The organism is Corallococcus sp. CA053C (assembly GCF_003611675.1).
In the GTDB taxonomy this organism is placed as follows: domain Bacteria; phylum Myxococcota; class Myxococcia; order Myxococcales; family Myxococcaceae; genus Corallococcus.
Map to the genome: position 1 here is coordinate 1 of NZ_RAWA01000288.1, position 12,830 is coordinate 12,830.

Genomic DNA, 12,830 nt, shown 5'->3' on the forward strand with positions numbered 1-12,830 from the left:
CCCCACGGGCGTGGCCCCGCAGGGCGCGCCGCCGCCCTTCAACAACGACGAACTGCTGGACGTGCAGACCGAGCGTCGCACCGCGCCTCCCGGCCCCCCGGACGCGGAGCGACGCGGCGCCATGGCCGCGTCCGCCGAACCCGAGCGGCGCGGAGGGCCTCCTCCCGCGCCCCCGGCGGATCCCGACCGTCGCGGCGCGAGTCCTGCTCCGGGCGCGGACCGTCGCGGCGGCGCCCCTGGCCAGCCCTACAGCGGCCCTGACCGTCGCGGCACGGCCGCCCCCCCGGTGGCCCAGTCCTTCGCCGGTCCGGACCGTCGCGGGCCTCCCCGGCGCGGTGACGCCCCGGAGGCCCCGCCAGCGCCCAAGTTCTGGCCCGTGCAGCCGCGCAACCTCCAGGAGTGCGGGCTCAACGCGACGTTCGTGGAGGAGCTGGTCCTCAAGGCCATCTTCTTCGCGGGCGAGATGCGCGGCATGGACGTGGCCGCCCGCCTGCAACTGCCCACCACGCTCGTGGATGAGATCATCGAGGGCCTGCGCCGGCAGAAGTACATCGACATCCGGGGCGGTGGCGGATCCGGCGTGGGTCGCTCCACGATGATCTACCAGCTCACCACCTTCGTGACGGACGTGCTGCGGCAGATCCTCGACCGCAACCGCTACAACGGCCCGGCGCCCGTGCCCTTCAACGAGTGGGCCGCCGCCGTGAAGCAGCAGACCGTGCGCGGCAATCGCATCACCCGCAACCGGATGCAGGACAAGTTCGGCGACCTCATCATCCGCGACTACATCTTCGACGGCATCGGCCCGGCGATGAACTCCGGGCGCGCCATCTTCTTCTACGGGCCTCCGGGCAATGGCAAGACAGCCATCTGCCAGGGCATGGTCAACTGCTACGAGGGGGACATCTTCGTTCCCCACGCGCTGCTCATCGACGACTTCGTGGTGAAGATGTTCGACGCGAACATCCACAAGCCCGTGGAGGACGAACCCGGCTCCCAGCCGTATGACCGCCGCTGGGTGCGCTGCCGCCGTCCGCTCGTGGTGGTGGGCGGTGAGCTGACGCTGGAGATGCTCGACCTCGTCTACACCCCGGAGGTGAAGTACTACGAGGCGCCGTTCCAGATGAAGGCGAGCAACGGCATGCTCCTCATCGACGACTTCGGCCGCCAGAAGGTGTCCCCCAAGGACCTGCTCAACCGGTGGATCGTCCCGCTGGAGAGCGACGTGGACATGCTCACGCTGCACACGGGCAAGAAGATCCAGGTGCCCTTCGACGTGTTCGCCGCCTTCTCCACCAACCTGGATCCCAGCGCGCTCGTGGACGACGCCTTCCTGCGCCGCGTCCGCTACAAGCTGGAGGTGCAGCGCCCGGACGAGCAGCAGTTCCACGAGATCTTCCAGGTGATGTGCAGGAAGCGCGGCGTGCCCTACGACGCACGCGCCATCGACTACCTCATCGACGAGCACTACCGCCCGAACGACCGGCCCTTCGCCGCGTGCCAGCCGCGCGACCTGTTGGATCAAGTCATCGACATGGCGCACTACCAGGGCACCGCGCCGCGGCTGGAACCCCTGCTGCTCGACGCCGCCGTGCGCAGCTACTTCGTGCGCTTCGACAAGGCCGCCTCCGACGCCACCTCCGCCTCGGCCCGCTGAAGCGGCTGGGGGCCGTTCCCCGCGAACGGCCCCCACGGCGAGGGCTGAAGCCACGTGCGCACCGTCTCCAGCGGCACGTTGGCCAGCACGTCCACCACCGACAGCCCCGTCACGAAGCGCCCCTCGCGCCCCTGCGCGTAGTCCGGGTGGCGGAAGCGCTGCCACAACAGGCGCACGTCCACCGCGCGGAAGCGCTCCGGCTTCAGGTACAGCGTGGAGCCCGTCCCGGAGTAGTACGTGTGCGCGCCCGTCTGAAGGCAGTACTCCACCAGGCGCTGCGTCTTGTCCTCGCCCCGGCGCTCCAGCGTGGATGAACACACAATCGTCGGCGCGAGACCCAGCGGCTCGTAGAACAGCGCCATGCTGGACAGCAGCACGCGCAGGAGCGACCCCGGCCCGGACTCGTGCGCCGCCGCGTCGTAGAAGGGCTCCAGCAGGGGCAACACCTGCGCGCGGAAGTAGGGGCGTCCGCCGTAGAGCGTCACCAGCGTCTGCAGGTGCTTGCGCGCCCACGGCTGCCGCGCGTCCACGGCGAGGTCGCGGATCCGCGTGTCGCGGTGCGGATCCTCCAGGGGGATGGACAGCCACTGGAAGCCCGGCTCGGTGGGCGGCGGCGTGGGCACGCCGAGGGGCAGGGCGACGCGCGTGCGGCGCTGCCAGCCGCGCCTCAGCCACTGCACGTCGTCCAGCACCACCAGCGTGCCGGCCCGGGCCACCTGCTCGTAGAAGTCCACCCACGGCAGGTAGTGGGGCTGCTCGGCGACAAGGACTCCCGGATGTCCGGACACGCCCCGGATGATAGGGCTTTTCAGCCGCCGCGCACCGGGTGACGGAACACCGGCGGGAAGACGCGTGGGGCCTTCTTCTTGCGCACGCAGGTGGTGTCCGCGCTCATGTAGCAGGCGGAGAACGCGCGCCGCCGCTGCCCGGGACGTCCCCGACCGGAGCGGTGCCACACGTGGTTGTGGATGAGCAGCGCCTCGCCGGCCCGCACCGGCAGGGACACCACGTGCGCGTCCGCGTCCGCCGCCGCCACGCGGTCCGGGGGAATCACGCCCCCCAGCGCCGTCACGAGCCCCGCCCGGTGGCTGCCGGGGATGACCTCCAGACAGCCGCCGCCCTCGGGCGCGTCGTCCAGCGCGGTCCAGATCTGCAGGTCCGGCTCCCGCGTGAGGCCCCACAGCTTCCCGCCGTCCTGGTGGAAGGGCAGGTTGCTGCCGCCCGCCGGGCCCTTGTGGAAGAGGATGGCGCGGTACAGGACGATGTCGCCCGGGATGCGCGCTCGGGCGATCCGTTCGAACAGCGGGTTCTCCAGCCACGCGAGGAAGCGCGGGTCCTTCTCCAGCTTCTCCAGCTTGCGGTAGTCCAGGGACGGCCCCTGCCAGCCCAGCCCCAGCGGTGCGTCCTCGTAGCGGCCGCTCGGTGCATCCGGCTGGAAGAACAGGCCCGGGTAGACCACGCGGCCCAGCATCAGGTCGTCCGCCCGCTCGCGCAGGGACTCCACGCCCGCGTCGTCCAGCACCGGGCCCAGCCGGGCGAAGCCGTGCGCTTCGTAGTGGGCGAGCACGGCCGCCACGTCCAACCCTTCGGCCTCCGCGCGGATCATCCGCGGCACGATCTCCCGGAGGCGGGCGCGCGTCCAGCGTTCGTGGAGGCCTCGCGTGGAGCGTCGGGTGGAGCCTCCGCGCGAGCGGGCCTCCGACGGGCCGAGCGGTGGACCCTTGCACCCGCGCCTGCCCGGCCGCATGGTGGGCGGGAATGCCCTACCGTCGCTCCACGCACTTCGTCTCCGCCCCGGATGGCACCCGGGTGGCGTTCCATACCCACAGCGCGGGCCTGCCGGAGCCCAAGCGGGACGCGGCGCTGGCGAACCGGCCGCCGGTGCTGCTGACCAACGGCATCGGGACGTCGGAGAACTTCTGGCGCCACATCGTCTCCAACCTCGAGCAGGACCACCGGGTGGTGCACTGGGACTACCGGGGCCACGGCCAGAGCGAGGAGTCGCGCGACGGGGACTACCGCGTGCCGGTGCACGTGGACGACCTGGAGCGCGTCACCGAGGAGACGATGGCGCGCGGCAACGGCCGGCCGCCGCACCACATCGCGTTCTCCATGGGCGTGCGCATCCTGCTGGAGCTGTACCGCCGCCGCCCGGAGCTGGTGCCGTCCATGACGCTCATCGCGGGGACGCCCGGCGCGCCGGGTTCGGCGGATCCGCGCTGGCGCCCCCGGTTGGCGTTGTCCGCCACGCGCCAGGCCCTGCGCGCCAGCACGCCGCTGGTGCCCTGGGTCGCGCCCGCGGTGAAGGCCGTCATCGGCAGCCGCTTCGCGGATCCGCTGGCCCGGGCCGTGGGAGCGCTGCGGCCCCGAGCGCCGCGCGAGGACATCGCCGAGTTCCTGGACGCGCTCTACCGCATGAGCCCCCAGGCCTATTGGCGGACGCTGCGCGGACTCGCGGAGGGCCACGCCTGGGACGTCGTGGGGTCCGTACGCGTGCCCGTGTTGATCATCGCCGCGCGCGATGACGTGCTCGTGCCCCTGAGCGAGGTCCAGCGGCTGCACCGCGCGCTGCCCCAGGCCGAGTGGCTCCAGGTGGACGACGCCGGCCACGCGGGGCTGCTGGAGGCCGGGACGGAGATTGGCGAGGCCGTCCGGCGCTTCCTCCTGGTCCATGGGCTGGAGGCCCCGGCTCCGGTGCAACCCCCCGTCATTCCAGGCTGAACCCGCGTCCGCGGATCCGCATCGCCAGGGTTGTCGGGTTTTGGGGAATCCGAGGCGTCCGCCGGAGGGGAAAAGGGGGCCTGAAAGTGCCGGGGCCGGTTTGCGTCGGCCTGTAATTTTGTGGTTTGGAAGAGACTCTGTACTCAACACGGAGTCTCCATGTCCTTGTCTTTCCGGCACCTGCTGGTCCCAATGTCAGCGGTGCTGCTCTTGTTGTCCGCATGCGGTGGTGATGATCCGAAGGATCCGGTCTGCGGTAACGGCATCGTCGAGAGTGGCGAAGCGTGTGATGACGGCAATCGCACCGAAGGCGACCGCTGCAGCAACACCTGCCAGATCACCACCCCGACCGTGGATGCGGGCACCGACGGAGGCGTGAGCCCCGGCGATGATGCCGGCACCGACGCGGGCACGGAGACGGACGCGGGCACCGGCACGGACGCGGGCACCGGCACGGACGCGGGCACCGGGACGGACGCCGGTACCGGGACGGACGCAGGCACCGGCACGGACGCGGGCACGGAGACGGACGCCGGTACCGGGACGGACGCAGGCACCGGCACGGATGCTGGCACGGAGACGGACGCGGGCACCGGCACGGATGCTGGCACCGACGCGGGCACGGAGACGGACGCGGGCACGGTCGACGCGGGCACCGGCACGGATGCTGGCACCGACGCGGGCACGGAGACGGACGCGGGCACGATTGACGCGGGCACGGAGACGGACGCGGGCACGATTGACGCCGGTACTGAGACGGACGCCGGCACCGAGACGGACGGCGGCGCCATCGACGCGGGTCCCGCGCCGGATGCGGGCACGGAGACGGATGGCGGCACGGGCAGCGACGCGGGCACGAGCAGCGTGACGCTCACCGCGCTCGAGCCGGCGGCGGTCTTCGCGCGCTCCGGCACCACGGGTGAGACGATTCCGGAGACGCTGGCGGTGACGCTGAGCGCCCCGGCCGTGACGGACGTGGTGGTGCAGGTGACGTCGTCCAGCCCCTCGGTCACCGTGGCCAACAACGGCCAGGTGACGGTGCCCGCGGGTTCGAGCACGGCGCCGGTGATCGTGACGGCGGACGCCGCGGCGGGTTCGCCCAAGGCGACGCTGACGGCCACGCTCGGCGCGGACTCGCGCGACGCCACGGTGCGCGTGCTCGGAGAGACCGAGGCGGCCTCGCTGGCGTTCCTGTCGCCGGAGACGGTGGAGGTGGCTCCGGGCAAGACAGTCAACCTCACCGTGACGCTCGACGTGCCCCCCGCGGTGGACACGGTCGTGGCGCTCTCGACGACGGGCGGCGTGGGCACGGTGCCCGCGTCAGTGACGGTGCCGGCCAACCAGATCTCCGCGAAGTTCGCCCTCACCGGTGGCGCGTCCGGTGCGACGGGCACCGTCGTCGCCACGCTCGGCGGCCAGTCCGTGTCCGCCCAGGTGAAGGTCACCGCGGAGCCGACGACGAACCACATCGTCATCAGCGAGGTCGCCGGCGGTGGCTCGGGCGGTGCGGGTGACGAGTTCATCGAGCTCTACAACCCGACGAACGCGGAGGTGAACATCGGCGGCTGGAAGATCCAGTACAAGAGCGCCACGGGCACTGCCTACACCGGCAGCTTCGCGCTGCCGGCGAGCGCACGCATCGCCGCACACGGCTATTACCTGCTGGCGAACAGCGGCTACGTGGGAACCACCACCCCCGCCGACGCAAGCTGGGGCACGGCCTTCGCCATGAGCGCCACGGTGGGCCACGTCCGCGTGGGCCCTGCCGGCATCGGAACCGGTAAGGTGGACGCACTCGCGGTCGACACCGTGGGCTACGGCAGCACCGCCGACTCCGCCGAGGGCAACAGCCCCGTCACCGGCACGATCGCCACTGCCGGCAGCATCGAGCGCAAGGCCAAGGCCTCCTCGTCGGCCGCCACCATGGAGGGTGGAACCGACAAGGCCGCGGGCAACGGCTACGACACGGACGTGAACAACGCGGACTTCATCCTCCGCACCAAGCGCGATCCGCAGAACAAGGCGAGCGGCACCGAAGCGCCGTGACGCACTGAGTAGGGCCGGCCCCCATCGTCCTTCCAGGGACGGTGGGGGCTGGAAATACCCGCGCGCTTTCGCCATAAGCGGGGGCGTGCGAGTCGTCTCCTGGAACGTCAACGGTCTGCGCTCCATCCACCGCAAGGGGTTCCTCCCGTGGCTGTCCAAGGCCCGGGCGGACATCGTGGGGCTGCAGGAGGTCCGTGCCCGCGTGGAGCAGCTCCCCGCCGAGGTGCGCGCGCCCCGCCGTTGGAAGACCCACTTCGTGGCCGCGGAGCGCCCCGGCTACAGCGGCGTGGGCCTCTTCAGCCGCCATGAACCCGACGACCTGGACACCCTTCTGGGCGCCCCCGCCATGGACGCGGAGGGCCGTCTCCAGTTCGCCCGCTTCGGCCGGCTCACCGTGGTCAACGGCTACTTCCCCAACGGCAACGGGAAGGACCGGGACCTGAGCCGCATCCCGTTCAAGCTGGACTTCTACCGGCGCCTCTTCGCGCGGCTGGAGAAGCCGCTGCGCGACGGCGAGCGCGTGCTCGTGATGGGCGACTTCAACACGGCGCACCGCGACATCGACCTGGCGCGCCCGCGCGAGAACCGCGAGACGAGCGGCTTCCGCCCGGAGGAGCGCGAGGAGTTCGACCGGTGGATCCGCTCAGGCTGGGTGGACACCTTCCGCCACTTCAACCCGGCGGGCGGCCACTACTCCTGGTGGAGCCAGCGGGCGGGCGTGCGCGAGAAGAACATCGGCTGGCGCATCGACTACGTGCTGGCCTCGCCCGCGGCACTCGGCTACGTGCGCAAGGCCTCCGTGCACCCGGAGGTCCACGGGTCGGACCACTGCCCGGTGAGCGTGGACCTGGATCCCACCGTCCTCTCCTGAAACCCCCTCGTGCCCAAGGGACACCCCTCATGAATGCACTGCTCTCCATCTGGACCTGGATCGAGGTGGGCCTCGTGGCCCTGGTGGGCTTCTTCGTCCAGCTCACCCTGTTCATCTTCACCGGCCTGTTCGACAAGCGCCGCTACGTGGCGGGGCGCTGCTTCCGGCTCATTGGCTTCACCGCCGCGAAGCTCACGCCCTTCTGGCGCTTCAGCACGCACGGCACCATCCCGGACCGGGTGGCGCCCAACACCGTGGTGGTGAGCAACCACGAGTCCAACGCGGATCCGTTCCTCATCTCCCACCTGCCCTGGGAGATGAAGTGGCTGGGCAAGAAGAGCCTCTTCCGGGTGCCCGTCGTGGGCTGGATGATGAGCATGGCCGGCGACATCCCGGTGGAGCGCGGCGACCGGGACTCGGCGACGGGCGCCATGGGGCGCTGCAAGGCGTGGCTCGCCAAGGGGATGCCCGTGATGATCTTCCCGGAGGGCACCCGCTCCAAGACGGAGGAGCTGCTGCCCTTCAAGGACGGCGCCTTCCGGCTCGCCATCGAGACTCAGGCGGACGTGCTGCCGCTGGCGGTGAGCGGCACGCGGCTCGCGCTGCCCAAGCACTCGTGGCGCTTCGCGACCTCGCGGGGACTCGTGACGGTGGGCACGCCCATCTCCACCAAGGGGATGACCCTGGACGACGTGGAGAAGCTCAAGGACCTGGCGCGCGCCCAGATCGAGGCCCTGCGCGCGTCCCTCAAACCGCTGACGGGGAGCGGGGGGATCGCCTCGCCGGACCTCGGCTCCGCCCGGTGAGCAGCCAGCGGAACGCGGGCGCGCTGTCCACCAGCGAGCGCTTCCCAGATTGTTGATGTTTTCAAAATCGGCTGGACTAAGGAGTCATCAGGTCCGTCCATCACGGCCCGGGTCGGCGCGTGGCGCCCAGGAAGGAACCGTCTGATGATCCCTGGGGGTCCACGCGAGGAGGAACGGCTGTCCACGGGCATTCCCGGCATGGACACACTGCTCTGCGGAGGGCTGCGCAAGGGCCGCATGTACATGGTCCTGGGGCTGCCGGGCGCGGGCAAGACCATCCTCGCGAACCAGATCTGCTTCCATCAGGCGGCCCAGGGGCGCCGGGTCCTGTACCTGACCCTCCTGGCCGAGTCGCACACGGAGCTGGTGAGCAACCTCCAGACGCTGTCGTTCTTCGACCCAGCCTGCGTCACGAGCTCCATCAACTACCTGAGCGCCTTCTCCATCCTGGAGCAGGGCGGGCTGGATGCGCTCGCCGAACTCGTGCGCAAGGAAGTGCGGGCGCACAAGGCCTCGCTGCTCGTGCTGGACGGACTGCTGGCCGCCGAGGAGCTGGCCCCGTCGCGCCAGGCGCTCAAGAAGTTCATCCACGGCCTCCAGGTCGTGACGAGCCTCATCGGCTGCACCACGCTGGTGCTCACCACCGGCGGAGAGAAGGGCCTGCGCGCCGAGCACACCATGGTGGACGGCCTGATGCTGCTCCAGCAGCGCACCTTCGGCGTGCGCACCCTGCGTGAGATCAGCGTCCGCAAGTTCCGGGGCAGCGACTACAAGCTGGGACAGCACGGCTTCGAGATCACCAGCGACGGCCTCACCGTCTATCCCCGCCTGGAGTCGCTGGTGGATGGGCACCTGGTGCCCGGCGCGGGGACGCGTGAGCGGGACGCCTTTGGCGTGGCCGGTCTGGACAAGATGCTCAAGGGCGGGGTGCCCGCAGGCTCCACGACCATCCTGTTGGGCCCCCCGGGCAGCGGCAAGACGCTGCTGGGTTTGAGCTTCCTCGCGGAAGGGGCGCGCCGGGGCGAGCGGGGCCACTACTTCGCCTTCTACGACGCGCCGGAGCGGATGCTCGCCCAGGCGGCCGGGGTGGGGCTGCACCTGCAGCCGTTGATGGAGCGCGGGGACCTGGAGGTGAGCTTCCGGCCGCCCACGGAGAACATCCTCGACAAGCTGGGCATCGAGCTCTTGACCACCATCCGGAGCGGGCGGGTGCGCCGCATCTTCCTGGATGGCTATGAAGCGCTTCGCCGCGCCTCGACGCGCAATGCCCGGGTGGCGCGCTTCCTGGCGGCGCTCGTGAACGAGTGCCGGGTGCGCGAGGTGACGCTGCTCTACACGGCGGAGTCCACCAGCGCCTTCGGGCCGGAGGTGAAGTTCCCGCTCAAGGGCATCTCCATGGTGGCGGAGAACATCCTGTTCGTGCGCCTGGTGGAGCTGCACTCCGGGCTGCACCGCTTCCTCGCGGTGCTGAAGGTGCGCAACAGCGACTACGACACGTCGCTGCGCGAGCTGCACATCACCGGCACGGGGCTCCGGGTGGGGCAGCCCTTCGTGGAAGGCCAGATGTTGATGACGGGGCTCGCGCGCACGCAGGCCCCGGAGCCGACGCCCCTGGCGAAGCCGCGCCGCACCGCCCGCAAGAGCGCCTCGCAGAAGGCGGCCCATCCCAAGCCACGTCAAACCGTCCGCAAGCGTCGAGGGACCTGACCATGGGGCCCGTCCTCATCGTCGACGACGAGTTCGGCATCGTGGAGGCCGTCCGCGATCTGTTGTCGGACGAGGGCTACACCACCGCCACCGCGCTCAACGGACGTGAGGCGCTGGAGCGGATGGCGCTCGAGCGTCCGTCGCTGGTGCTGCTGGACTACATGATGCCGCTGCTCAACGGCCCGGGCGTGCTGGAAGCGATGCTGCGCGACCCGATGCTGAGAGACGTCCCGGTGGTGATGATGAGCGCCAGCCCCGCGGAGTTCTGGCAGCACCTGCCGTGCGCGGGCTTCCTGCCCAAGCCCTTCGACATCGATCAGCTCCTCGCCCTGGTCCGCGACATCATCGGCGCGCCGCCGAGGCACTGACGGCTGTCTGGGGTTGATGCGGCGCCTGTGTCTGCCCTTGGCATGACCGGGCCGGCCACCACTTCCGACGAACTGCGTCACCCGAATCCCACCGTCGCCGATGGCGGCAGGGCCTTCTTTTACCGGGTGTACGGCTTCGTCACGTACTTGCAAATCAGTGAAGGGGGCTGGTATTCCTTCGGCCATCGAACGAACTCGCATGTGTTCGCGATGGCGGGGACGCGGGACGGCTCCAGGCAGCAGGAGCCCAGGGTGACAGAGGAGGGAACTTCTCCTCTGACGCACGGCGGCGACGGTAACGCATTGCGGCATGCGAGCGACGACTTCCAACGACCTTTGATTTCTTCGCCGTAAGAACGAAGTCATCCCAGCAAGACAACCAGAAGGGGATCGCATGCATCGCAACAAGCGTTTCGCGTGGACGTGGGCGGCCGCCGGAGTTTTCGCGGTCGCGGGGCTCATTGGCGCATGTGACCCCGAGGAGACGTCGACGCCCGATGCGGGCACCAAGGTCGACGCGGGCACCACGACGGACGCGGGCACGACGACGGACGCCGGTACCACGACGGACGCAGGCACCACGACGGATGCCGGCACGACGACGGACGCCGGTACCACCACCGACGCCGGCACCACCACCGACGCGGGCACCGATGCAGGCACGCAGGCGGCGTTCCCCCTTGCGGTGGACGGCACCTGGGCGGCCAGCGGCTACATGGGCGCCGGCAGCCAGCCGGGCGGCATCGTGGACGAGGCCGTCTGCACCACGCCGCGCCCGGGCTCGGCCCTGGGCAACTGCCACAAGATCACCGCGACCCGCATCGGCACCGGCGACGCCTGGGCCGGCATCTTCTGGCAGTACCCGGAAGGCAACTGGCCGGACAAGCCGGAGAAGGGCTTCCTCGTGCCGGACGGCGCGAAGTCGGTGTCCTTCTACGCCTGGGGCGGAACGGGCGGCGAGGTCGTCGACTTCTTCGTGGGCTACGGGGACAAGTCCAAGGACGGCTTCGAGAAGAAGATCAACGTCACCCTGACCAAGGAGCCCACGCTGTACACGCTGGACATCAGCAGGGTCCGCTACACCGAAGTGGCGGCGGGCTTCGGATGGTCGGCGGGCGGGCTGGACGTCGCGCCCCTCGTGCTGTTCCTCGACGACATCCAGTGGCATTGATTTCCCACCGCGCCTGAACCACGCGGAACACAACGGAACGTGAGCGGACGATGAGAGCGGGAATGGCGGTGTTGACGGTCGATGCGGCGGGCATGCGCGCGCAGAACAGCGGCCTGCTGCTGAACATGATCTGGCGCGAGCGTCAGATCTCCCGGGCGGAGATCGCCCGGCGCACGGAGCTCAGTCCGTCGACCGTCTCCGCCATTGTCGCGGACCTGGAGCAGGCGGGCCTGGTGCGCAGCATTGGCGCCGGGGTCTCCCGCGGCGGCCGCCGTCCCACCCTCATCGGCTTCTGCGACGAGGCCTTCAGCCTGGTGGGCGTCGAACTGGGCGCCTCCCATGTCACGGTGGTCCTCACGGATCTCCGCGGCCGCGTGCGCACGCAGAGCAAGGCGAGCCACGCGGTGCGCGGTGATCCGGAAGGGTCGCTGCAGAAGGCGAAGGAGCTCATCCAGGAGTGTCTGGACGCCGAACGCGTCCCGCGCCGCTCCGTCGTCGGCATGGGGGTGGCCGTGCCCAGCCCCGTGCACCCGGCCGCGCCCGGGAAGATGTCGCCGCTCATCCTGCCCGCGTGGAAGAACGTGGACGTGAAGGAGTGGTTCGAGACCGCCTTCGGCATGCCGGTGTTCGTGGACAACGACGCGAACCTCGGCGCGCTGTCGGAGTGCTTCTGGGGCGCGGGCTCCGGGGGCGAGGACCTGACGTACATCAAGCTGGCCACCGGTATCGGCGCCGGCCACATCATCCACGGCGACGTGTACCGGGGCGCGGGCGGCACGGCCGGCGAAATCGGTCACATCGCGGTGGACTCCAACGGGCCGCTCTGTGTCTGCGGCCTGCGCGGCTGCCTCGTCACGCTCATCGGCTCCACGGCGCTCACCGAGCGCGCGCGGGAGCTCATGGGCACCCAGGGCCGCAAGGGCCCCACGGTGCGGGACCTGGTGGAGGGCGCCCGCGCGGGCGACGCCGCCGCGAAGCAGATCATCGACGGCATGGGCAACTGGCTGGGCATCGCGGTAGGCGGCCTGCTGAACCTGTTGAACCCCGCCATCGTCGTGCTCGGCGGAGAGATTTCGTCGGTGGGGGAGCTGCTGCTCGACCCCTTGCGCGCGTCGGTGCGTCAGCGCGCCCTGTCCGTGTCCATGGCGGAGACGCGCATCGTCACCTCGGTGCTGGGTGAGCGGGCCATCGCCGTGGGCGCGGCCACCCTGGTGTTGCAGGCGGCGCTGCGCGACCGCTCCCTCTTTCCCCAGCAGAACGTTGGGAGAACCGCATGACGTCCCGCCGTCTCCTCTTCTCCCTGGCCCTGTGCGGCCTGGGCACGCTCGCGTGTGATCCCGCCGCGGGTGTCACGGACAAGCAGGACGAGACCCCGAAGCCCGACACCGTGCTGCCCGGCACCGGCTGGACCCTCATCTGGCAGGACGAGTTCGAGGGCGCCGCCGGCACGCTGCCCGCGAAGGACAAGTGGGTCGCGGAGGTG

11 protein-coding genes and 1 pseudogene are annotated in these 12,830 nt (G+C 70.5%); 10 read left to right on the forward strand and 2 right to left on the reverse strand.

Going from position 1 to position 12,830, the window contains the following annotated elements; all coding sequences use genetic code 11:
- The first annotated feature begins 121 nt into the window (after window positions 1-121).
- Complete coding sequence (locus tag D7V97_RS29880; RefSeq protein ID WP_120614051.1) at window positions 122-1,657, forward strand: ATPase; 1,536 nt, start codon at window positions 122-124, stop codon at window positions 1,655-1,657.
- Here D7V97_RS29880 and D7V97_RS29885 read toward each other — a convergent pair.
- Window positions 1,600-2,445: a WbqC family protein gene (locus D7V97_RS29885; protein ID WP_120614040.1), complete on the reverse strand. Its 846-nt coding sequence runs from the start codon at window positions 2,443-2,445 to the stop codon at window positions 1,600-1,602. The two genes, D7V97_RS29880 and D7V97_RS29885, sit on opposite strands and share 58 nt — an antisense overlap.
- Window positions 2,446-2,465: 20 nt before the next feature.
- Window positions 2,466-3,263, reverse strand: a complete 798-nt coding sequence (locus D7V97_RS29890) for a phytanoyl-CoA dioxygenase family protein (protein ID WP_120614041.1) — start codon at window positions 3,261-3,263, stop codon at window positions 2,466-2,468.
- 152 nt (window positions 3,264-3,415) lie between these two features.
- On the opposite strand from D7V97_RS29890, the gene D7V97_RS29895 reads away from it, so the two are divergent.
- The 9 genes and pseudogenes from D7V97_RS29895 to D7V97_RS29940 all read left to right on the forward strand — a co-directional run.
- A complete protein-coding gene (locus D7V97_RS29895) occupies window positions 3,416-4,378 on the forward strand; it encodes an alpha/beta fold hydrolase (RefSeq protein WP_120614042.1) in 963 nt (320 codons plus the stop codon).
- 159 nt (window positions 4,379-4,537) lie between these two features.
- Window positions 4,538-6,424, forward strand: coding sequence for a lamin tail domain-containing protein (locus tag D7V97_RS29900; RefSeq protein WP_120614043.1), 1,887 nt, complete (start codon window positions 4,538-4,540; stop codon window positions 6,422-6,424).
- A gap of 85 nt (window positions 6,425-6,509) precedes the next feature.
- Window positions 6,510-7,295: an exodeoxyribonuclease III gene (locus D7V97_RS29905; RefSeq protein ID WP_120614044.1), complete on the forward strand. Its 786-nt coding sequence runs from the start codon at window positions 6,510-6,512 to the stop codon at window positions 7,293-7,295.
- Window positions 7,296-7,324: 29 nt separating this feature from the next.
- Entirely contained in the window at window positions 7,325-8,101 is a 777-nt protein-coding gene (locus D7V97_RS29910) for a 1-acyl-sn-glycerol-3-phosphate acyltransferase (protein ID WP_120614045.1), read from the forward strand.
- A gap of 144 nt (window positions 8,102-8,245) precedes the next feature.
- The gene (locus D7V97_RS29915; protein ID WP_120614046.1) at window positions 8,246-9,808 is read left to right on the forward strand and encodes an ATPase domain-containing protein; all 1,563 of its coding nucleotides are present in this window, start codon (window positions 8,246-8,248) and stop codon (window positions 9,806-9,808) included.
- A gap of 2 nt (window positions 9,809-9,810) precedes the next feature.
- Window positions 9,811-10,176 carry a response regulator gene (locus D7V97_RS29920; RefSeq protein ID WP_120614047.1) on the forward strand — a complete coding sequence of 122 codons (366 nt, stop codon included), beginning with the start codon at window positions 9,811-9,813 and terminating at the stop codon, window positions 10,174-10,176.
- Between the two features lie 394 nt (window positions 10,177-10,570).
- A complete protein-coding gene (locus D7V97_RS29930; RefSeq protein WP_120614049.1) occupies window positions 10,571-11,347 on the forward strand; it encodes a hypothetical protein in 777 nt (258 codons plus the stop codon).
- A gap of 62 nt (window positions 11,348-11,409) precedes the next feature.
- Window positions 11,410-12,624, forward strand: coding sequence for an ROK family transcriptional regulator (locus tag D7V97_RS29935; protein ID WP_233583311.1), 1,215 nt, complete (start codon window positions 11,410-11,412; stop codon window positions 12,622-12,624).
- A pseudogene (locus tag D7V97_RS29940) lies at window positions 12,621-12,830 on the forward strand (glycoside hydrolase family 16 protein); the annotation flags it as partial. The gene D7V97_RS29935 and the pseudogene D7V97_RS29940, both read left to right, overlap by 4 nt.